Origin of the sequence: Micromonospora sp. NPDC049004 (assembly GCF_040649315.1) — a bacterium.
In the GTDB taxonomy this organism is placed as follows: domain Bacteria; phylum Actinomycetota; class Actinomycetes; order Mycobacteriales; family Micromonosporaceae; genus Micromonospora.
The window spans coordinates 107,186-127,227 of the sequence record NZ_JBEZFG010000008.1 but is presented as its reverse complement, the minus strand read 5'-3'; the positions used below and the strand labels follow the sequence as shown (position 1 = coordinate 127,227).

General features: G+C 73.7%; 18 protein-coding genes and 1 riboswitch. Of the genes, 13 read left to right on the top strand and 5 right to left on the bottom strand.

The annotated features are described in order from the left end of the window. Window positions 1-179: 179 nt before the first annotated feature. Complete coding sequence (locus AB0B97_RS23685; protein ID WP_007463527.1) at window positions 180-509, top strand: hypothetical protein; 330 nt, start codon at window positions 180-182, stop codon at window positions 507-509. Between the two features lie 70 nt (window positions 510-579). Here AB0B97_RS23685 and AB0B97_RS23680 read toward each other — a convergent pair whose 3' ends face one another. Further along, window positions 580-1,200 carry a carbonic anhydrase gene (locus tag AB0B97_RS23680; RefSeq protein WP_357496477.1) on the bottom strand — a complete coding sequence of 207 codons (621 nt, stop codon included), beginning with the start codon at window positions 1,198-1,200 and terminating at the stop codon, window positions 580-582. Window positions 1,201-1,347: 147 nt separating this feature from the next. Here AB0B97_RS23680 and AB0B97_RS23675 point away from each other — a divergent pair, with 147 nt between their 5' ends. The 5 genes from AB0B97_RS23675 to AB0B97_RS23655 all read left to right on the top strand — a co-directional run bounded on the left by AB0B97_RS23675 (window position 1,348) and on the right by AB0B97_RS23655 (window position 7,558). Further along, window positions 1,348-2,292: an alpha/beta hydrolase gene (locus AB0B97_RS23675; RefSeq protein ID WP_357496474.1), complete on the top strand. Its 945-nt coding sequence runs from the start codon at window positions 1,348-1,350 to the stop codon at window positions 2,290-2,292. 107 nt (window positions 2,293-2,399) lie between these two features. Further along, window positions 2,400-4,517 carry an AAA family ATPase gene (locus tag AB0B97_RS23670; protein WP_357496472.1) on the top strand — a complete coding sequence of 706 codons (2,118 nt, stop codon included), beginning with the start codon at window positions 2,400-2,402 and terminating at the stop codon, window positions 4,515-4,517. A 107-nt stretch (window positions 4,518-4,624) separates the two neighbouring features. Beyond that, entirely contained in the window at window positions 4,625-5,542 is a 918-nt protein-coding gene (locus tag AB0B97_RS23665) for a cation diffusion facilitator family transporter (protein WP_234589214.1), read from the top strand. A gap of 141 nt (window positions 5,543-5,683) precedes the next feature. Then, window positions 5,684-5,815: riboswitch (cyclic di-AMP (ydaO/yuaA leader) on the top strand. Window positions 5,816-5,868: 53 nt separating this feature from the next. Beyond that, complete coding sequence (locus AB0B97_RS23660; protein ID WP_357496799.1) at window positions 5,869-6,888, top strand: hypothetical protein; 1,020 nt, start codon at window positions 5,869-5,871, stop codon at window positions 6,886-6,888. A 121-nt stretch (window positions 6,889-7,009) separates the two neighbouring features. Then, window positions 7,010-7,558, top strand: a complete 549-nt coding sequence (locus tag AB0B97_RS23655; protein ID WP_357496470.1) for a hypothetical protein — start codon at window positions 7,010-7,012, stop codon at window positions 7,556-7,558. A 472-nt stretch (window positions 7,559-8,030) separates the two neighbouring features. Here the strand turns inward: AB0B97_RS23655 and AB0B97_RS23650 are convergent, their stop codons facing one another. Further along, complete coding sequence (locus AB0B97_RS23650; RefSeq protein WP_234589216.1) at window positions 8,031-8,483, bottom strand: SRPBCC family protein; 453 nt, start codon at window positions 8,481-8,483, stop codon at window positions 8,031-8,033. Between the two features lie 171 nt (window positions 8,484-8,654). On the opposite strand from AB0B97_RS23650, the gene AB0B97_RS23645 reads away from it, so the two are divergent. Next, window positions 8,655-9,632, top strand: coding sequence for a PfkB family carbohydrate kinase (locus AB0B97_RS23645; RefSeq protein ID WP_357496467.1), 978 nt, complete (start codon window positions 8,655-8,657; stop codon window positions 9,630-9,632). Then, on the top strand, window positions 9,629-10,456 hold the full coding sequence (locus AB0B97_RS23640) for a 5'/3'-nucleotidase SurE (protein ID WP_357496465.1): 828 nt from the start codon (window positions 9,629-9,631) through the stop codon (window positions 10,454-10,456). The genes AB0B97_RS23645 and AB0B97_RS23640 overlap by 4 nt, the downstream gene beginning before the upstream one ends. Window positions 10,457-10,474: 18 nt before the next feature. Here AB0B97_RS23640 and AB0B97_RS23635 read toward each other — a convergent pair whose 3' ends face one another. Next, complete coding sequence (locus tag AB0B97_RS23635) at window positions 10,475-10,837, bottom strand: STAS domain-containing protein (RefSeq protein WP_007463546.1); 363 nt, start codon at window positions 10,835-10,837, stop codon at window positions 10,475-10,477. Window positions 10,838-11,238: 401 nt separating this feature from the next. Between AB0B97_RS23635 and AB0B97_RS23630 the strand changes: the two genes are divergently transcribed. After that, window positions 11,239-11,379, top strand: a complete 141-nt coding sequence (locus AB0B97_RS23630) for a hypothetical protein (RefSeq protein ID WP_234589220.1) — start codon at window positions 11,239-11,241, stop codon at window positions 11,377-11,379. 137 nt (window positions 11,380-11,516) lie between these two features. Beyond that, window positions 11,517-11,924, top strand: coding sequence for a hypothetical protein (locus AB0B97_RS23625; RefSeq protein ID WP_234589221.1), 408 nt, complete (start codon window positions 11,517-11,519; stop codon window positions 11,922-11,924). Between the two features lie 174 nt (window positions 11,925-12,098). Here AB0B97_RS23625 and AB0B97_RS23620 read toward each other — a convergent pair whose 3' ends face one another. Then, on the bottom strand, window positions 12,099-14,894 hold the full coding sequence (locus AB0B97_RS23620) for a cellulose binding domain-containing protein (protein WP_357496462.1): 2,796 nt from the start codon (window positions 14,892-14,894) through the stop codon (window positions 12,099-12,101). A 423-nt stretch (window positions 14,895-15,317) separates the two neighbouring features. Here AB0B97_RS23620 and AB0B97_RS23615 point away from each other — a divergent pair, with 423 nt between their 5' ends. The 3 genes from AB0B97_RS23615 to AB0B97_RS23605 are packed head-to-tail and all read left to right on the top strand — an operon-like array spanning window position 15,318 to window position 17,107. Beyond that, a complete protein-coding gene (locus AB0B97_RS23615; RefSeq protein ID WP_357496460.1) occupies window positions 15,318-16,004 on the top strand; it encodes a BON domain-containing protein in 687 nt (228 codons plus the stop codon). Window positions 16,005-16,064: 60 nt separating this feature from the next. Further along, the gene (locus AB0B97_RS23610) at window positions 16,065-16,562 is read left to right on the top strand and encodes a redoxin domain-containing protein (RefSeq protein ID WP_357496458.1); all 498 of its coding nucleotides are present in this window, start codon (window positions 16,065-16,067) and stop codon (window positions 16,560-16,562) included. Beyond that, window positions 16,559-17,107 (top strand): thioredoxin domain-containing protein, encoded by a 549-nt coding sequence (locus AB0B97_RS23605; protein ID WP_234589225.1) that lies wholly within the window; start codon window positions 16,559-16,561, stop codon window positions 17,105-17,107. The genes AB0B97_RS23610 and AB0B97_RS23605 overlap by 4 nt, the downstream gene beginning before the upstream one ends. Before the next feature lie 32 nt (window positions 17,108-17,139). On the opposite strand, the gene AB0B97_RS23600 is transcribed toward AB0B97_RS23605, so the two are convergent. Then, a complete protein-coding gene (locus tag AB0B97_RS23600) occupies window positions 17,140-19,947 on the bottom strand; it encodes a LuxR C-terminal-related transcriptional regulator (RefSeq protein ID WP_357496797.1) in 2,808 nt (935 codons plus the stop codon). Window positions 19,948-20,042: the final 95 nt, after the last annotated feature.

Below are 20,042 nucleotides of genomic sequence, written 5' to 3'. Positions count from 1 at the left end.
CGGACGGGTGGTCTCCGTTGCCTCTCAGGACACCGCGACGACCAGCCTGATGTCGTGGTCCTGTACAGTTCCATCGGCGGCTTGTGCCGCGCACAACTTCGTGGGTCGACCCCGGTGGTGGCCCGCACACAGCCCCCGGACGTTCCAGTCCTCCCGTACGTCTTGCAAGGAGTACCTCCGTGGCGAGCAACACCTCTAAGACCGCGCGCGCGTCCGTCCGGGCCGGCCAGGCTGGCCAGGGTGGCGCCCTCAGCGTGCTGGGCGAGTTCAAGTACCTCATCCCGCTCAACGGCGGCAAGCACGCCTACGTGCGCAACCTGACCAACGGCAAGACCGCGCACCTGCGCACCGACTCCGACGCCTTCGTCGAGGAGATCCGGGTGCTGGCCGCCGCCGGCCACGCCGCCAAGATCCGGGCGGAGATCAACAACCTGGCTGCCGTTCACCCGAACGACGGCTGGGAGGCCACCGAGAAGCGCCTGGTCGCGGCCGGCGTCTTCGAGGGCTGAGCCCTCCCCCACCACAGCACCAGCAAACCGCCCGCCGGGAGTTCCCGGCGGGCGGTTTCGCGTTCGGCACTCAGGTGGGGTCGAGCAGGGCGACCTCGCCGGTGCGCAGGTCGTAGAGGCCACCCACCACCGCCACGCGACCGGCCGCGACCGGGCCGACCAGCAGGTCGTCCGCGCGCAACGCGTGGACCGTACGCCGCACGTGCCGGCGGATCGCCAGGGGATGCACCGCCGGATCATCGAGCCCGACCTCGGTGACCGCCGGAGCGATCTCGTCGACCAGGTGGGCGAGCGAACCGCCGGGCCGCTCCCCCGAGCGCAGCGCGTCCACCGTCGCTCCCACCGCCCCGCACCGCTCGTGCCCGAGCACCAGCACCAACGGCACGCCGAGCTGACCCACCACGTACTCGATGGAGCCGCGCACCGCACGGTCGAGCACGTGCCCACCGGTACGGATCACGCAGATCGCGCCGAAGGTCTGGTCGAAGATCGCCTCCAGCGGCACCCGCGAGTCGATGCAGCCGAGCACCACCGCGTACGGCTGCTGGTCCCCGGAGGCGGCCGCCGCGGCGGTGACGTCGTGGCCGTGCACGGGTTGGCCGCTGATGAACCGCCGGTTGCCGGCGAGCAGCTCGGCCAGCGCGGCGCGGGGCGTACCGCCGGCCTGCCGCCCCTGTCCCGCCACCTCCATGCCGTTCAGCTTGGCCCGCGGGCCGCGGCCACGGGCGGGGTCGGGAATGTTCGCCGGGCGCGATTGGCGGGGTGTTCCGGCGGGTAGCCGGTGTTACCGCCGGGTAATCCGGTGCTGGTGATGCCGGGGCGGCCCGGGGAGGTGGCGATGCCGGAGCGGTTCGAGGTCGGTATGCCCGACGGCGTACGGCTGCACGTGGAGGTCACGGGGCCCGCGGACGCCCCGGTCACTGCCGTCCTGCTGCACGGCTGGACGCTGGACGGGCGCAGCTGGCACCGGCAGGTGGACGCGCTCACCACCTCGTCCGGCGACGCGGTGCGGGTGGTCGCCTACGACGCGCGCGGCCACGGCCGGTCCAGCTGCATGGCGCTGCCCACCGCCACCCTGGCCCAGCTCGGCGACGATCTGGCGGCCGTTCTCGACGCGGTCGCGCCCAGCGGTCAGGTGATCCTGGTCGGGCACTCGATGGGCGGAATGACGATCATGGAGTACGCGCACCGCCACCCCGACCATTTCGCCGCCCGTACGGCCGGCCTGGTCTTCGTCTCCACCACCGCCGAGGGGCACACGCACACCGTCTACGGGCTCTCGCCGCGCATCGCCCGGCTGATCCGGCTCGCCGAGACGACGGGCGCCGGTGTCCTGGCCCGGTGCGGCTCGTGGCGCGCGCCCCGGGCGCTGCTGAACGCGCTGCAACCGAGCATCCGGTGGATGCTCTTCGGCGACCGCTGCGATCCCTCCGACATCCGGCTGGTGACCTCAGCGGTGGCCCGCGCCTCGCTGCGCTCGATCGGCGGCTTCCGCGCCTCGATCGGCGCCCAGCACCGGCTGGACACCCTCACCGCGCTGGCCCACCTGCCGGCCGCCGCCCTGGTCGGCGACCGGGACCGGCTGACCCCACCGCCGTGCGCCGAGTCGATCGCCGCCGCACTGCCGGCCACCGAGCTGACCGTCTGTCCGGGCGCCGGACACATGCTGATGATGGAACGCCCGGACGAGGTGAACGCCGCGCTGACCGGCGTACTGCATCGGGTGCTCGCCGCACCGGCGCGCGACGGGCTCGACGCGAGCGCGACCGGGACGCGTCGCTGAGCACGTTCGCGCACCTCGGGCGCGAAGCGCCGGGCCCGGGGCCGTACCCTTCTGCGGTTGGCCCGCGCGGTTCGCGCCGCTTGCCGGCGACATCGAAGGAGCGTGCGTTGACCGACCAGACCGCCCTGGAGCAGGAGATCGCCGTCGAGCAACGGCATCTCGACCGGGTGTACGCCCGACTGGCCGAGCTGCGCCAGTCCGCGGTTCGGGCCGAACGCGACGGCTACCGGATGGCGCGGGTCGGCACGTTCGGCGCGCTCGTCGAGCGCGACGCGATGGTCTTTCACGCCGCGCAGCGGCGGCACACTCTCGACGCCGAGCACGAGGGGCTGGTCTTCGGCCGCCTGGACCTGCGCGAGGGGCAGGTGCTGCACGTCGGGCGGCTCGGCATCCGCGACGAGGACGCCACGACGCTTGTCGTCGACTGGCGCGCGCCGGCCGCCTCCGCGTTCTACCAGGCCACCCCCGCGCAGCCGCTGGGCGTGGTGCGTCGCCGCACGATCGGGTCCCGCGCCGAGCGGGTGACCCGGATCGAGGACGACCTGCTGGACCCCACCGCCGCGCCGGAGGGGATGACAGTGGTCGGCGACGGCGCGTTGCTGGCCACCCTGTCCCGGGCCACCGGTCGGGGCATGCGCGACATCGTGGCGACTATCCAGCGGGAGCAGGACGAGGCGATCCGGTCGCCCGGCTCCGGGGTGACGATCGTCGCGGGCGGCCCGGGCACCGGCAAGACGGCTGTCGCCCTGCACCGGGCGGCCTTCCTGCTCTACTCCGACCGCAGCCGGTACGCCGGCGGGGGAATCCTGGTGGTCGGGCCGTCCACAGTCTTCGTCGAGTACATCGCCTCGGTGCTGCCCTCGCTCGGCGAGGACACGGCCACCCTGCACTCGCTGGGCACCCTCTTTCCCGGGATGACCGCCACCCGCACCGACCCGCCCGAGGTGGCGGCGGTGAAGGGCTCACTGCGGATGCGCCGGGTGCTGGAGCGCGCCGCCCGCGACGCGGTGCCGGGCGGCCCGGGTGAGCTGCGGCTGCTCTACCGGGGCACGCTGCTGCGGCTGGACCGGGCCGAGCTGGACCGGATCCGGGACCGCGCGCTGCACCGTGGCGCCCGGCGCAACGAGGCACGCCGGGCCGGCTTCGACGGTGTGTTCGCCGCGCTCTGGGCGCAGGCCCGCGCGGTGGGCATCACCCGGCTGCCGGAGCAGCGGGCCTTCGAGGGCGAGATCGCCGAGCGGCCGGAGTTCCGGGAGTTCCTCAAGGCGTGGTGGCCGCGCCTGCACCCCCGGCACGTGCTCGGCTGGCTGGCTCGCCCGGACCGGCTGCGTCGGTACGCCGGCGGGATCCTCTCCGGCGCGGAGATCAGGCTGCTCACCACCGCGTACCAGAGCCTGGAGACCGCGGGTCTGACCATCGCGGACGTGGCGCTGCTGGACGAGTTGGACGCGCTGCTCGGCAAGCCCATGCAGCCGGCGCGAGCCCGGCGCGATCCGTTCCAGCTCGCTGGGGGCGTACGCGAGCTGAGCACCGCCAGCGACCGGCAGCGGGCCGCCCGCGCGGCGGCCCGGGAGCGTCCCGAGGACTACCGGGAGTACGCGCACGTGGTGGTGGACGAGGCGCAGGACGTCTCGCCGATGCAGTGGCGGATGGTCGGGCGGCGGGGCCGTCTGGCCTCCTGGACCGTCGTGGGCGACCCGGCGCAGACCGCGTGGACGGGTGATCCCGAGGAGCTGACCCGCGCCCGGGACCAGGCGCTGGGCCGGCGCAAGCGGCACGATTTCACGCTCACCACCAACTACCGCAACTCGGCGGAGATCTTCGCGGTGGCGGCGGCGGAGATCCGCCGGCTCTACCCGGACCTGTCGCTGCCGACCGCCGTCCGCTCCACCGGGGTCGACCCGGTCGAGCTGGTGGTGCCGCCGGCCGGCTTGGAGACCGCGGTCGTGGAGGCGGCCTCCGGCCTGCTGGCCGAGGTGGACGGCACGGTCGGGGTGATCACGCCGGTCACCCGTCGCGACGAGGTCGCCGGTTGGCTCGGCTCACTCGGCGCGGCGCGGCTGCAGGTGGTGACCAGCCTGGAGGCGAAGGGCATGGAGTACGACGCTGTGGTGCTGGTCGCCCCGAGCGAGATCCGGGCCGATCCGGGCTCCGGCGTACGCACGCTCTACGTGGCGCTCTCGCGGGCCACTCAGCGGCTCACCACCATCGACCCGACCGGCTGACCTGCGGGTTGCGGGGTCGGCGGGTGGACCCTCCCCGTACAGTTGCATACATAGCGATGTGAGCATACATTTGACCGGGTCCCGGGTGGCGAAGGAGGGTGGATCTCGTGGGAGCAGGTCATGACCACCACCACGGGTCGGTCGCCAACGCCGCCCACCAGCACCGGGGCCGACTCTGGGCCGCGTTCGGGCTGCTCGCCACCCTGATGGTGGTCGAGGGCGTGACCGCCTTCCACACCGGCTCGCTCGCCCTGCTCTCCGACGCCGGGCACATGTTCACCGACGTGCTGGGCATCGGGATGGCGCTCGCCGCGATCACCGCCACCCGGCGGGCCACCGGCGACCCGCAGCGCACCTTCGGGCTCTACCGCCTCGAGGTGCTCGCCGCCCTGGCCAACGCCGTCCTGCTCTCCGGCGTGGCGGTCTACGTGCTGATCGAGGCGATCGGGCGGTTCGGCGACCCCCACGAGGTGCTGACCGGCCCGATGCTCGCGGTGGCCGTCCTCGGCCTGCTCGCCAACGTGGTCGCGTTCGCGCTGCTGCGCGCCGGCGCCCGGGAGAGCATCAACCTCCAGGGCGCCTACCTGGAGGTGCTCGGCGATCTGCTCGGCTCGCTCGGCGTGATCGGCGCGGCGCTGCTCATCGCGGTCACCGAGTGGTGGTGGGCCGACCCGTTGGTAGCGGTCGCCATCGGCGTGTTCATCCTGCCGCGCACCTGGCGGCTGGGCCGCGCCGCCGTCCGCATCCTGGTGCAGGCCGCCCCGGAACACCTCCAGGTCACCGCAGTGCACGACCGACTGGCCGCGGTGCCCGGCGTCGTCGAGGTGCACGACCTGCACGTCTGGACGCTCACCTCGGGCATGGAGGTGGCCTCCGCACACCTGATCATGGCGCCCGGCGGGGAGGTCGGCGCGGTGCTCACCGCGGCGCGCAGCGCCCTGCGGGAGGACTTCCGCATCGAGCACGCCACGCTCCAGATCGAGCCCGGCGCCGCCCCGGACGCCTGCGGTTCGATCGAGTGGTGATCCCTTACCTGACGAAATGACCGTTCAGCAGTCATTTTGGGTGGTGGCGCGGACACCTTCCGTCACATCGACTGCACACGCCCCACCTGCACCGGTAGGCTCGTCCCCGGCCACCACCCGGCGGCGCCCTCCCGGCGCCGGTGGCGGCCGCCGCCTAATCACCCGAGAGGGTGAACCGGGGAACCATGTTCCTGGGGTGCATCCGCGTCAGCGGTAGGGATCTTCCGTCCCGAACCCGTCAGCTAACCCGGTCGGCGGCTGACGGAAGGACATGCGTAGTGGCACCAGCACGACCACCCGCCGCCCGACTCGCGGCACTGATCGTCATGATGGTCACCCTCGGCGTCGCCCTCCCGGTGGGCGCCGCCACCGCCGCTCCCCCCGGCGGCCTGCGGGCCGCCGCGGCACCCGACGGCGACGAGGAGGGCGGCACCCCCGCGCTGCGGGCCCAACTGGAGGCCGCCAGCAAGGGCTACCTGGACGCGAAGCGCGCCCTGGACACCTCCGTCCAGCGACAGCAGCAACTCGCGGCAAAGCTGAAGACCACCGAGGCCGAGATGACCGTGCGCAACGGCAAGGTCGGCGAGATCGCCGGCGTGGCCTACCGCACCGGCCGGCTCAGCACCGTCTCGGCGCTGCTCAACACCAACACCCCCGAGGGCTTCATGGACCGGGCGGCCGCGCTGGACGTGGTGGCCGCCAACGAGGACCGGGTGCTGCGCGACCTGCACGCCACCCGGGACGAGGCCAACCGCACCCGCACCGCCCTGGACGGCGAGATCCGCGAGCAGCGCAAGCAGGTCGAGGTGATGGCCAAGCGCAAGGAGCAGGCCGAACGGGCCCTGACGGTGGCCACCAGCAAGCCGCGCACCACCGCCGCCGACACCAGCTCCAACCGGGGCACCTCCACCGCCAACGCCCAGCCCGCGCCGCGCAACTCCGACGGCTCCTGGCCGTCCGAGTCGTGCAGCATCAACGACCCCACCCCGGCCAGCGGCTGCATCACCCCCCGCACCCTGCACGCCCTCAACCAGGCGAAGGCCGCCGGCTTCACCCGGTACGTCTCCTGTCACCGCTCGGGCGGCTCGGGCGAACACCCGAAGGGTCGGGCCTGTGACTTCGCCGCGCAGAAGGGCGGCTTCGGCGGGGACGCCACCGGCGGCGACAAGACGTACGGCAGCAACCTGGCCGCCTACTTCATCCGCAACTCCGACCGGCTCGCCGTGCTCTACGTGATCTGGTACAGGCAGATCTGGCTGCCCAGCAGCGGGTGGAAGTCGTACAGCGGGGGGAACGGCGACCCCTCCAGCGACCACACCAACCACGTACACCTGTCGGTGTACTGACCCTGTCGGTGGCCGGCGCACCGTCGAGCGGGTGCGCCGGCCCCGGGTACGTCAGCGGACGTACCCCGGACGTCGCCGGCGGTCGGACGACCCGGCCGGGCCGGGCCGGCAGCATTCGGGTATGCCGCGAATACCGCCCGCCACCCGCAAGGCGCTGCTCACCCTGCACCTCATCACCTCGCTCGGTTGGCTCGGAGCCGACCTGGTGCTGCTCACCCTCGGCATCGCGGCACAGCGCGGCGCCGACCCGGCAGTGGTCTACCCGGTCGCCGGGCTCGTCGGCACGGTGCTGTTCGCGCCGCTGAGCGTGCTCGTCTGGCTCGTCGGCGTCGCCAGCGCGCTGCTCACCCCGTGGGGCCTGGTGCGCTACCGGTGGGTGCTGGTCAAGCTGGTGATCACCACGGTGATGGTCGGGCTGGTGCTGTTCCTGCTCACCCCGAACCTGCGGCACGCGAGCGCGCTGGGCGCCGCCCTGCCCGCCCGGGACCGCGCCGACCTGGTGATCGCGCCCGCGGTGTCGACCAGCCTCATGATCATCGCGACAGTGCTCTCCACGTACAAGCCCTGGGGACGCCGACCCGCGCGACCTCGCCGCCCCGGGACCGCACGAGCCGCGACGCAGGCTCCTCGCGCCGCCAGCACCGGGCATGATCGCGCGATGACGGGGTGACCAACGCCGTCACCATCGCGATGACGCCGGGGACGGGCGAGGTACGAGCCTGATCACGACGGCCGCGCGCCGGGTGCCAAGGGGGTGCGCACGTCCTTTGCTCTGCTTCAGCGGAGGCAACACGGATGGCCCTCGCCTGTCGACTCCGCTGAAGCAGAGCAAAGGACCACGCTCACGCATCCGGTCGCCGGGTCGGGCCAGGCCGGGTCGAGCCGGGTTGCGCCAGGCCAGGCCGCGTTGCGCCAGTCCGGGCCGCGTCATGCCAGGCCAGGCCGGGCCACGTCACGCCAGGCCACGTCACGCCAGGCCGGGCCACGTCACGCCAGGCCGGGCCACATCACGCCAGGCCGGGCCGGGCCGCGCCAGGCCGGGCCGGGCCGCGCCAGGCCGGGCCGCCTTGCGTTGCGCCGAACCGGACGGTCCCGGCTGCGCTGGCGTCGCGGCTATCAGGCGGCCTCGACGGGTCGCGGGCTCAGGGCGCGGGGCGGTCGAGGGCCGCGCCGAGGCGGGTGGCCAGGGCGAGGTGGGCGGCGCGGGCCTGGCCGAAGGCGTACCGGAACAGGGGTGTCGGCGCGCGCAGGGTGATGTCGACGTCGATCCGGACCAGCCCGTCCGGCTCGGCGCGCAGCCGCGTGTGGTTGCGGACGGTGGTGGCCGGCCACTGGCGGGCCACCGTGACGATCTCGTCCGGCTCGCAGATCAGCACATCCGCCTGGTAGGTGGTGCGAAAGCGCAACGGCCCCACCGCCAGCCTGTCGTTGATCGTGTAGCTGGCCTGCGCGCCCGGACGGGGCCGCACCCGGCGGACCCGGACGATCAGGGGGTGCAGGTCGCCCTGGCGGGTCAGGTCGCTCAACAACGCCGCAGCCTCGGCGAGTGAGCAGCGGGCCTGGACGGTGTAGCTGAAGCTGTCGCTGCTGAGCACACCGTCTCCCGACGTCGCTGGTCGCACGATCGTCCCGTACCCGGCGCACGCTGGCAACGCCCGGACGGACACCGTGCGTTGTCCCGGTATTCGCGCAGCGTTCCGATTACGGTCGGCTGATAGGAAATCACCGGTTGCGACGAAGGGTGGACGCATGTTCGGTGACGACCGGTGAGCGGGCACGTGATGGTCTTCGCGCCCACCCCACAGCTGACGGTGACCGTGGACCAGCCGAACGACCAGCCCGAACTGCACCTGCACCCCGGCGGCCAGGGCGTCTGGCAGGCCCGCATGGTGCTGTCGCTCGGGGTCCACGTGGTGCTCTGCGCCGCGCTCGGTGGCGAGATCGGTCAGGTGCTGGAGCCGCTGCTGGTCAGCGAGGGGGTGGACCTGAAGGTGGTGGTGCGCGACTCCGGCAGCGGCGGGTACGTGCACGACCGGCGGGGCGGATCCCGACAGGAGGTCGTGGACGTCCCCGGGGACCGACTGAGCCGCCACGAGCTGGACGAGTTGTACAACCTGGCACTCGGCGAGGGACTGCGCGCCGACGTGAGCGTCCTCAGTGGTCCGAACGCGCCGTGGCTCGTCCCGGCCGACCTGTACCGCCGCTTCGCCGCCGACCTCGGCGCCAACGGCAGCCGCGTGGTGGTCGACCTGTCGGGCGATCACCTGGGCGCCGTACTGGACAGCGGCGTGTTCTTTCTCAAGGTGAGTCACGAGGAGCTGATCCGGGACGGTCGCGCCCGCAGTGCAGATGGCCCCGAGCTGACCCGAGCGATGTACGACCTGCACGCCGCCGGCGCCGAGACGGTGGTGGTGAGCCGAGCCGACCAGCCGGCGCTGGCGCTCATCGACGGGGAACTCTTCGAGGTGCGGATGCCCCGGCTGGAGGCCGCCGATCCGCGTGGTGCGGGCGACTCGATGACCGCCGGGGTGGCGGCCGTGATCGCCAGTGGTGGCGACATCCGGACCGCCATCCGCACCGGCGCCGCGGCCGGAGCGCTGAACGTGACCCGGCACGGGCTGGGCACCGGACGGCTGGACTCGATCACCGGACTGGTGGAGCGGGTCCAACTGGTCCCGGCGGACAGCCGACAGCAGGAGCGGACCACCCCCGACGAACTGGCCGACCGGGTGGTCGAGCGATGACGCTGCGGGTGCTCGTCACCAACGACGACGGGATCGCCGCGCCGGGCATCCGGGCGTTGGCGCTGGCCGCCGCCCAGCGGGGCCTGGACGTGGTGGTCGCGGCGCCGCGGGAGGAAGCCAGTGGCGCCAGCGCCGCGATGAGCGCTGTGGAACGGGACGGACGCGTGGTGGTGCACGACCATCCGCTGCCCGACCTGGCGGGTGTGCCGGCGTACGGGGTCGCCGGCTCGCCCGGCTTCATCACGCTGATCGCGCTGCACGGCGCGTTCGGCCCGCCGCCGACGGTCGTGCTGTCGGGCATCAACCGGGGCGCCAACGCCGGCCGCGCCGTGCTGCACTCCGGCACGGTGGGCGCCGCCTTCACCGCCGCCTCGAACGGGTGCCGGGCGATGGCCGTCTCACTGGACGTGCTCTCCGCGGGCGAGGCGACGGCCGGCAGCGGCGGGGCCGCGGTGGACGCCGCAGCCCGGGTACGCGACGCCGAACGGCACTGGGACACCGCCGCGCGGGTCGCCCTGGACCTGCTCCCCCGGTTGACCGCCGCGCCGCCGGAGAGCGTGCTCAACGTCAACGCACCCGACCTGCCGCACGGACAGTTGCGCGGGGTACGTCGCGGCTCCCTGGCCAGCTTCGGTCAGGTGCAGATGACGGTGGCCGAGTCGGGGCACGGCTTCGTGCGTACCGCGCTGGAGGAGCCCGGCCAGGCCGCGCAGCCCGGGACGGACCTGGCGTTGCTGGCCGCCGGGTACGCGTCGGTGACGGCCATCCGGGCGGTCACCGAGGTGACCGACGTGGACCTGACCGGTCTGGACGAGCAACCCTGACGGCGGGACGGCCGGCGCTCAGGCGCCCGGAAGCACCTCGGGGGTGGCGGCCCCGGCGAAGTAGGGCTCCGGTGCGCCGAAGAGACCGAGCAGACCGGTCACCCAGAGTTGACGGTGCACGAACCGGCTGGGCTCGGTGACCACCAGCTTGACGCCGCTGACCTCGGCGGTCTGGAAGCCGGCGACCATGGCGCTGATGCCGACCGAGTCGATGAAGGTGACCAGCCTCATGTTCAGCTCGATGCGGAGCGGGCGGCTCTTGGCCAGCACCTCCGCAATCGCTTCACGCACCTCGTACGCTGTGTCGACGTCGATCTCGCCCCGGGGGGCGATCTCCACGACACCACCGGACAGGACCGACTTCACGATCGACAGGCTCACGCGAGCACCTCCACCCGCCCGTCCCCCGGGCGTCTCATCAGTACGCGGGCCGCGACCGAGAGTATTCCTCCGACGGCCTCGGTCGCCACCCCTCGGGATGAGCAATTCACGGATCCGGGCGCACAAAGTCGCCCATATCCCCACTTTTCGGTATCTGATCAACCAATACTTTTCGTTATCTGACCACTCCACGATCGGTCGGAACCGACGCGTCGCCGGACCAGGGTAGCGGGCGCGACCCGACACGCCCGACAACCGACCCACCCCGTACGCCGGCACCGACTGGGACCGGCGTGTCGGGTCCGGGTCCCGCGAACGCGTCAGGTCCGATCCCGTCGGGCGGTTGCCGACGCCACCTAGCATCAGCCCCGGGACACCCACCGTGACGGAGAGGACCTTCGATGATCAAGCGACTGGCCGGGCTGGCCGGAGTCGGCGTGCTGCTCGCCCTCGTGCTGGCCTGCGGTTTCGGCGGCGGGGACGACGATGACGACGACGATGACGACTTCGCCCGCGGCGCGGCCGTGGTGGCGGTGCGCTGACGATCCGGTGAGCCGCGGCCGACCGGGTTTGCGCCCGACCGGCCCGGGGCACTGCGACATCAGCGAAACCTGCCGCGCTGGACAGACGCCGAGGTCCGAAGTGGCCGGCGGCTTCGGCACCCGAGGAGGTAACCACGATGTTCGGAACCAACCTGCTGGACCGGCGCAGCAAGCCGGAGCGGATCGCGGACCAGGCGTGGGAGCACCTGCTCTCCGCCGTCAGCTCCGCAGGCGACAGTGTCCGGGACACCGCCCGTTCGGCCCGTCGCAGCAGCGGCGATCTCGCCGACGGGGCGGGTGACCTGGTCGGCTCCGCGGCCGAGGAGGCCCGGCGTCGGGCCTCGCGTGCCTTTGACGCGCTCGCCGGGCGTCAGCCGGCGCTGCCGTGGACGCTCCTGATCGGTGCGGCGCTTGTCGGCGCGGCGGTCGGCTGGGCCGTCGGCTCCGCTGCCCGTGCCGCCGGCAGCCGGGACGACCGCGCGGTGGACGACGTCGAGTTCGTCGACGTCGACCGCCCCAACTCCCCCGTCGGCCTGGACGACTAGCTCCCGACAACCCGAACGGGCCCCGCCGACCTTCTGGTCGACGGGGCCCGTTCGCATTGCCCGCTCGGTGGCTCGACGATCGGGATCGGGCCGGTCCGCCGGGGTGCCGGACCCCTCAGGCAGCCCCGGCGGACCGGTGTTCTCGGGTGGCCCGGACGACGCCGGGCCACCGGGTCAGCGACTCGTGCAGCTCACGGTGGCCGGTGGCGCGTTGCTGCCGGTCCAGGAAGCGAGGAAGCCGATCGTGGTGCTGGCGCCGGCGCCGAGCGCGCCGTTCCAGCCGCTGTCCACGACCGAGACGACCGCCCCGGTCTGGGTGTGGGTGCCGCCCCAGAGCTGACTGATCTGCTGGCCGTTGGGGAAGGTCCAGCCCAGCGTCCAGCCGGCGATGGGCCGGGTGCCCGGGTTGCTGACCACCACTTCCGCCTGGAATCCACCCGACCAGGAGCCGGTCACCCGGTAGGCCGCCGCACATCCCCCAGCCGGGGGCGGCGTGGTGGGAGGCGGCGTGGTCGGAGGCGGCGTCGTCGGGGGCGGCGTCGTCGGAGGCGGCGTGGTCGGAGGCGGCGTGGTCGGAGGCGGCGTGGTCGGAGGCGGCGTCGTCGGAGGCGGCGTGGTCGGGGGCGGGGTCGTCGGGGGCGGCGTCGTCGGGGGCGGGGTCGTCGGCGTGCCGCCGGTGCGGTCGGCGACCAGGATGCCGCGACCGTTGGTGCCGAGGTAGACGCGGCCGTAGACGCGGGGGTCGCCGGTCAGCGCCTCGGTCGGGTTGCCGTACTGGTGGCGGTCGTCGTTGATGCGGACCCAGGTCGTTCCGCCGTCGTCGGAGCGGTGCACGCCGGCCTGACCGTCCACGGTGCCGTAGAGGAAGACGGCGGGGTTGGTCCGGCCGGGGGCCGCCTTGCCGAAGCCGACGTTGCCGGAGGCGCTGACACCGCCCAGCTTGGTGAAGCTGGCACCGGAGTCGGTGGAGCGCCACAGCCCACCCGGCCCGGCCAGCCACAGCTCACCCGTCCGACCGGGCAGCGCCTTGAACCGTACGTCGGTGGTGGGCAACCCGGTCGCCGCCGTGGCGGTGAAGGTCGCGCCGCCGTTGGTGCTCAGGTAGACCCGCCCGCCGCTGAAGCCGTAGAACCGGTTGCTGTCGACCCGGTCGGACTCAATGATCGCGTTGGCGGGGATGCCGGTGGACGGCGACCACGAGTTGCCGAAGCCGACGGAGTAGACGACGCGCTGGCCGGCGTCGCCGGGCGACCAGACGAACCGGCTGCCGTCGGCCGCCGCCGCGACCGTGCCGCCGGTGTTGACGCCGGACGGCTCGGTGCCCTGGAACCAGGTCGCGCCGCCGTCGGTGGAGAAGGCGACGTGGCTGTCGTTGGGACGGTCCGCGTCGGTGAAGTTGCCGGCACGGACCAGCACGGCCGGCTTGCTCTCGGCGTAGTCCAGGCTGGTGGTGCTCGTGAAGACCGGCTGGGTGAAGAGCATTGACGGGATGGTGTCGAGGTCGGTGTGTCGGAACCCGCCGACGTCGCCGAGCGCGCTGATCAGTGGCGCCCCGCTGGGCGGGCTGATCAGGTCGAGGACTGCGGTCTCCTCCAGGCCCCGGACCATCGGCCGGAGGGTGAGCTGACCGCCGGTGTCCCACTTGGTGAGGTCCGTGGTGCCGTAGATGGTGGCGCCGGTGCCGTACATCATCCGGTTGGAGTCGTGCGGGTCGATCTCGACCGACTCGTTCATCCAGCCGAGCTTGGGCGTCTCCTCCGGAGGCGCCGGGTTGGTGCCGAAGGTCAGCCAGGGCACCGAGCTGATGTCCATGGTGTAGCGCTTGGACCGCTGCGGGTAGCTGGTGAAGTCCCAGATCCGGGTCCAGCTCGCCCCGCCGTCGGTGCTGCGGAAGAAGATCGCGTCCGGCCACCAGGAGACCTGGGTGGCCACCATCAGCGTGTTCGGGTGCTGCCGGTCGATGGTCAGACCGCTGTAGCCGAAGTAGTCGTCGCCGCTGGTGGAGGGAATCGGGCTGATCCGCGTCCAGACACCGGTCGAGCGGGTGAACTTCCAGACGTCGCCCTTGCCGCCGTCGTACGGGCCGCCGGTGTCGCTGGTGGCGATGTAGAGGTGACCGCCGACCGGGTCGACGACACCCTTGTGCGCCAGGTAGCCGGTGGGTTGCCCGGGGATACGCGTCCAGGTCACACCGCCGTCGGTGCTGCGGTAGACGGGATTCTCCTTGTCCGCCACGCCCACGTAGATCGTCTGGGTGGTGGACCCGGCGGTGCCTGTGCTCTTGTCGAAGCTGACCCAGGTGAGGCCCTGGTTCTGCCCGTTGTAGCCGTTCGGGTCACTGGGGTCGGCCCGGTAGTTGCCGGCGTTCGGGAAGGCGGTGACCCGGGCCCACGTGGCCCCGTAGTCGGTGCTGCGCCACAGCCCGTTGCCGCCCTCGGCGCCGTAGTAGACGATGTTGTTCCGGTTGGGGTCGACGGCCAGCCGCTCCCCCATGCCCCGGCCCGGCATGTTGCCACCGTTCTTGAACGGCAACTCGGTGATCTGCCAGGTGGCGCCCTTGTCGGACGAGCGCAGGATCGCGCCGTTGTTCGGGTCCCAGCCGTTGGTGTACATGCCGACGGCCGCGTACACCCGGTTGGTCTGCACCGGGTCGGTGGCGATGCTGACGACGCCGTTGTAGCCCCAGCGGTCCGCGCCGACCCAGTCGAGCAGCGGCGTCCACGACTGGCTGGACTGCTCCCAGCGGTAGGCCCCGCCGATGTCCGTCCGCGCGTAGATCAGGTTCTTCTCGGTGGGGTTGAAGACGATGCCGGGCACGAAGCCGCCGCCGCCGACCGGGACGTTGCGCCAGGTGTACGCCTCGGCGGCGGCCGGGGCCGCGGCAGAGCCCGCGGCGGTGATGGGGACCGCCACGACGGCCGTGGCGACCGCCAACGCCGACACGAGAGCGCCGGCCAGTGATCTGGGCATCTGTGGTTCCTCTCCGGGGGTGGAGACCCGGGAGACGGGATCGACCAGTGTGACGTCGCGGCTCGGGGGACGGGCGACGACGCGGGGAAGGATCGACCGGAGGTGGTGCGCCGTGGCCCGGGGGACGGACGACGACGCGGGGGGACGGATCGGAGCTTGCCCTGGCTCCAACCACCCGACGCGAGGCTCCCGCGATCGAGGAACGCACTCACCCTAACCGATTCGACGCCGCTATGGAAGCGCTCCCATCATCGACGGCGGTGCCCGGTCGACGCGCGGCACGGGCAGGTCCGGCCGGTCCGTCGTCCGGATCGGGTGAGGTCCGCTCACCCCGGTGGCCGGCACGATCGGACCCCGGCGGGCCTGCCGGCCACGGCCGTCACCCGGTCCGCCAGCCAGCGCACGCAGCGGAGGGAGGGCCCGATGGCCGTCGCGACGATCACGCGGACCGACCAGGACATCCAGTCCGCCGTACTCGACGAGTTGACCTGGGAACCCCGGGTGCAGCCGCACGAGATCGGCGTCACCGTCGCCGAGGGCGTCGTCACGTTGACCGGGCGGGTGGACAGCTACGCGAAGAAGTGGGCCGGGGAACGGGCCGCGCACCGGGTCGTCGGAGTACGGGCGGTCGCGAACGATCTGACCGTGCAGCTGCCCGGCGGCGACGAGCGTGCCGACCCGGACCTGGCCGCCGCGGCGGGCCACGCCTTGGAGTGGGACGCGTTCGTGCCCATCGAGAAGCTCCAGGTCACCGTCTCGGCCGGCTGGGTGACGCTGCACGGCGAGGTCGAGTGGGAGTACCAGCGCCGGGCCGCCGAACGGGCGGTCTGCCGGCTCACCGGCGTACGGGGGGTCAGCAACGGCGTCACCGTCCGGCCGAACGCGCCGCCGGACGGCGTGAACGTTGCCGATCAGATCGTGGACGCGCTGGCCCGGGCCGGCGCCACCGAGGCCGAGCGGATCACCGTCCGGGTGCACGGCGACACGGCGGTGCTCGCCGGACTGGTGCATTCCATGCCCGAACGCGCCGAGGTGGAGCAGGTGGCCTGGTCCGCACCGGGCATCCGGGAGGTTCAGAACCACATCGCTGTCGCACCGGTCCTGCGCTGAGCGCGCAACCACCCGGGGCGGGTGAGCCGGCCTCACCCGCCCCGCCGGCAGGCTGGGTGCATGAGTGATCCGAACGGGCTGATCCAACCCGGGCGCCCCGCGCCCGGCTTCACCCTGGCGAGCACTCCGGACGGGCGCCAGACCGGCCCCGAGCAGTTCCGGGGTCGCCCGGTCGTGCTCGTCTTCTACCCCGCCGACTGGAGCCCCGTCTGCGGGGACCAGATGTCGCTCTACCAGGCGGCGGCACCGGTGTTCGACCAGTACCAGGCGATGGTGCTCGGCATCTCGGTGGACAGCATCTGGTCGCACCGGGCGTTCGCCGAGAGCAGGGGCATCGCCTTCCCGCTGCTGTCCGACTTCGAGCCCAAGGGCGAGGTGGCCCGCCGGTACGGCGCGTACACCCCGCAGGGTGAGGCGGCCCGGGCGCTGGTGGTGCTCGACCAGGCCGGGACTGTGGCGTGGAGCTACCTGTCGGCACCCGACGTCAACCCGGGCGCGGACGGGATCTTCGACGCCCTGGACAACCTCGCCCGCGATCGGAAGGTGATGGCCGGATGACCACGCCACTTCAGGTCACCGCCCGGCTCCGGGAGCCGGTGACCATCGAGGACCACGTCCGCGGGCCGTCCAACGCCCCGGTGACGATCATCGAGTACGGCGACTTCCAGTGCCGGTTCTGCGGTGCCGCGTACCCGAACCTGCACGAGTTGCTGCGCCAGCGCGCCGACACGGTACGGCTGATCTACCGCTACTTCCCGATCGCCAACGTCCACCCGTACGCCGAACGGGCCGCTGAGACGGCGGAGGCCGCCGCGTCGCGGGGCAAGTTCTGGGAGATGCACGACTGGCTGTACGAACACCAGGACCAGTTGGACCCCGTGCACCTCTCGCTCGGCGTCGAGCAGCTCGGCCTGCCCACGGACGAGCTGAACGCCGAGGTGGAGCGCGGGGCGTACGCCGACCGGGTCCGTCGGGACTTCGTCGGCGGTATCCGCAGCGGTGTCAACGGCACGCCGACGCTCTTCGTCAACGACGTCCGGCACGACGGTGGGTACGACCTGCCCGACCTGCTGGCCGCCGTGGACGCGGCGGCGAACGCCTGACGTGACGCCGGTCCGGGCGGCTGCCCGGCCGCTCAGATCAGCCGCAGCTCGCGCGCCCGCCGGACCGCCTCGCGCCGGCGGGTCGCGCCGAGCTTGCGGTAGATGTTGCGCACGTGGGTCTTCACCGTGTTGATCGACAACGACAGCTCGGTGGCGATCTCCACGTTGGACAGGATGCTCTGCAGGTAGCGCAGGATGGTCAACTCCCGCTCGGTGAGCGGCTCGTCGAGCAGTCCACCCGGCTCGGCCGCCGGCCGGGGTGTGCTCTCCTCGACGCCCCGGACGAGATCGCTGACCAGCGAGAAGTGCGCGGTGCCGGCATCCAGGTGGGCGGCCAGCAGGTCCCGCACCGACGGTTGGGCCCGGGTGAACGCCCGGCGGCAGCCCTGCGGGCCGGCCAGGTCCAGCACCTGCTCCAGGACGCGTCCGGCCCGGCGTGCGTCCCCGGCCCGGTCGGCGAGCACCGCCTCCAGCAGGCCGGCGTCCAGGCGTACCGGAAGGGGCCAGTCGGCGGCCGGCGGCGCCTGCCAGCCCGGCAACGCCCGCCCGGCGGCGCCGAGGTCCCCGGCGCGCAGCTCCAGCCGGGCCAGCGCGACGTCGAGCGCCGGGGTGGCCGCCTCGCCGGTCACATCGGCCAGCAGGTCGCGGGCGCTGTCCAGGTCACCCCGCTCGGCCCGGGTCTCGACCTCGGCCGCCCGGAGCAGGCCGGACAGTTCGGCGGCGGCCGGCTCGTCGGGCAGCGCCTCCCGGGCGCGGGCGAGCAGCCGCTGGGCGGCCGCCGGGTCGCCGGCGTCCCGGTCGAGCGCCGCGCGACACCACGCGAAGACCGCCGCCGCCACCGGTTCCGCGCTCGACCCCGACCGGTCGGACGTACCGGCCTCGGCGAGGCCGACCCCACCGGCCGCTCCCGCCGGGCCCGCCGTGCCCGCCACGCCGGTGGCCGGGGCGGCGAGCGTGAGGTTCGCGACAGCTTCCTCGGGCTGGTCGCGGTGCAGGGCCACCACCGCCAGCGCCAGGTACGCGTAGCCGCAGTCGAGCCGGCAGGACCAGCCTCGACAGAGCGGCATGCCCAACGCGTCGCGGGCCGCCGCCTCGGCCGCGCCCAGGTCACCGCGCACGGCGAGCAGGAGCGCGGAGCGGCTGGCGGCGACCAGCTCGGTACGCGGCCGACCCGCCTCCCGGGCCGCCGCCCGGGCGCGGACGAACCGCCCGTCGGGCAGCGCGCCGGCCGACAGCTCGACGAGACCCAGCGCGGTGCCCGTGAAGGCCCGCAGGTCCGCGTCGTCGGCGTCCGACGGGCGGGTCGACAACGGCTCGGGCACCCGAGCCGCCCGGCCGTCCTGCCCGACCGCCTGGCGATCCGGCACCCCGACCGGTGGGCTGTCGGTCGGGCGGGTACGCAGCAGCCGGGCGGCGGCGGCACGCGCCTGCGGGAGGTCACCGGCGAGCCGGGCCAGGGTCAGCTCCAGCGCGGTGGCCAGCCGCAGGAACCGGTCCCGCCGCGGCACGGGTAGCGCGCCGGCCTGCCCGGCGGCCCTGCGCAGGTGGTCGGTCGCGGCGGGCAGGTCACCGGCGTACGCGCGCTCGGCGGCACAGGCCAGAGCCACCTCCGGATCGGCGTGCACCACCTCCGGCGGCGGGGACGGCGGGGACGACGACAGCGACCCGCCCACCGGGTCGCTGTCGTAGCGGGTCAGCTCCGGCCAGTGTGCGACGAACAGGTCGCCGGCCAGGTCCCACCGGCCACCGGCGAGGGCGTGCCGCAACCCGTCGGCCGGGCGGCCCGCGCCGGCGTACCAGTCGGCCGCTCGCGCGTGCAGCTTCCGCACCTCGTCAGCGGGCATCCGGGCCAGCTCGGCGCGGAGCAGGTCGGCGAGCAGCGGGTCACAGCGGTACCAGGGCGGGCGGGTGCCCTCGGGGTGCAGCAGGCCACCGGCCCCGGCCAGGTCGGCCAGCGCCTGCCCGGCGTCCGCGCGGCCGGTCAGCGCCTCGGCCAGATCGGCGCAGACGGTCTCGGCGAGGGCCGTACGGCGCAGCAGGTCCCGGTCGGCCGGGTCGACGGCGGCCAGCACCTCCTCGTGCAGATAGCCGGCGATCTCCGGTTGGTCGCCGCCGAACTGCCCCACCCAGCGCTCGGGGTCGGGTTGCCCGCGCAACGCCAGCGCGGCGATCCGCAGCGCCGCCGGCCAACCCCCGGTGCGTTCGCGTAGCCGGCGCACCGCCGCCGCCGGCAGTGGTGCGCCGTGCGCGGTCAGCAGGTCGGCCACCTCGTCGTCGGTGAAGGCCAGCTCCTGTGGGCCGATCTCGGTCAGCTCACCGGCGAGGCGCAGCCGGTGCAGGGCCAGCGGCAGCCCGGCCCGCGCACCGACCACCAGGTGCAGCCGCTGCTCGGAGTGCCGCAGCAGGAACTCCAGCCCGGTCAGCGCCGCCGGGTCGGTGATCCGGTGCAGATCGTCCAGGACCAGCAGGACGGGCTGCTCCGCCGCCGCGAGCCCGGCCGCCAGCAGCTCCAGCTGGTCCGGGCGCGGCGGGCCGGTGGGCAGCGGCGTCACCAGGTCGTCGTCCGCCGCCCCGGTGGCCGTGCGCAACGCCGCCGCCAGGTACGCCCAGAGCCGGTCGCCGTCGTCGCCGGTCTCCACCGACACCCATGCCGGCCCGGACGTCGACCCGGGGTCGGCCAACCGGACCCAGGAGGCGAGCAGTGTGGTCTTGCCCCAGCCGGCGGGCGCGGCGACCAGGGTGACCGGCCCGGCACCCCCCTCGTCGAGCCGGCGCAGCAGGCGGGGCCGGGCCACCACCGGCTCGGGCGGCACGGTCGGGGTCAGTCGCGACGCCAGCAGCGGCGGCTGCTCCCCCCGGCGTTGCGGCGCCGTGCCGACTCGCGCGTGATCCTGCTGCTCCGGCACCCGGCCCCACCCCCACGACGCGCTCCACC

Coding starts and splice junctions, on each gene's coding strand:
- AB0B97_RS23680 (WP_357496477.1), bottom strand. CDS start 1,200: ATGGAGGTGGCGGGACAGGGGCGGCAGGCCGGCGGTACGCCCCGCGCC.
- AB0B97_RS23675 (WP_357496474.1), top strand. CDS start 1,348: ATGCCGGAGCGGTTCGAGGTCGGTATGCCCGACGGCGTACGGCTGCAC.
- AB0B97_RS23660 (WP_357496799.1), top strand. CDS start 5,869: ATGATGGTCACCCTCGGCGTCGCCCTCCCGGTGGGCGCCGCCACCGCC.
- AB0B97_RS23655 (WP_357496470.1), top strand. CDS start 7,010: ATGCCGCGAATACCGCCCGCCACCCGCAAGGCGCTGCTCACCCTGCAC.
- AB0B97_RS23640 (WP_357496465.1), top strand. CDS start 9,629: ATGACGCTGCGGGTGCTCGTCACCAACGACGACGGGATCGCCGCGCCG.
- AB0B97_RS23630 (WP_234589220.1), top strand. CDS start 11,239: ATGATCAAGCGACTGGCCGGGCTGGCCGGAGTCGGCGTGCTGCTCGCC.
- AB0B97_RS23625 (WP_234589221.1), top strand. CDS start 11,517: ATGTTCGGAACCAACCTGCTGGACCGGCGCAGCAAGCCGGAGCGGATC.
- AB0B97_RS23620 (WP_357496462.1), bottom strand. CDS start 14,894: ATGCCCAGATCACTGGCCGGCGCTCTCGTGTCGGCGTTGGCGGTCGCC.
- AB0B97_RS23615 (WP_357496460.1), top strand. CDS start 15,318: ATGGCCGTCGCGACGATCACGCGGACCGACCAGGACATCCAGTCCGCC.
- AB0B97_RS23610 (WP_357496458.1), top strand. CDS start 16,065: ATGAGTGATCCGAACGGGCTGATCCAACCCGGGCGCCCCGCGCCCGGC.
- AB0B97_RS23605 (WP_234589225.1), top strand. CDS start 16,559: ATGACCACGCCACTTCAGGTCACCGCCCGGCTCCGGGAGCCGGTGACC.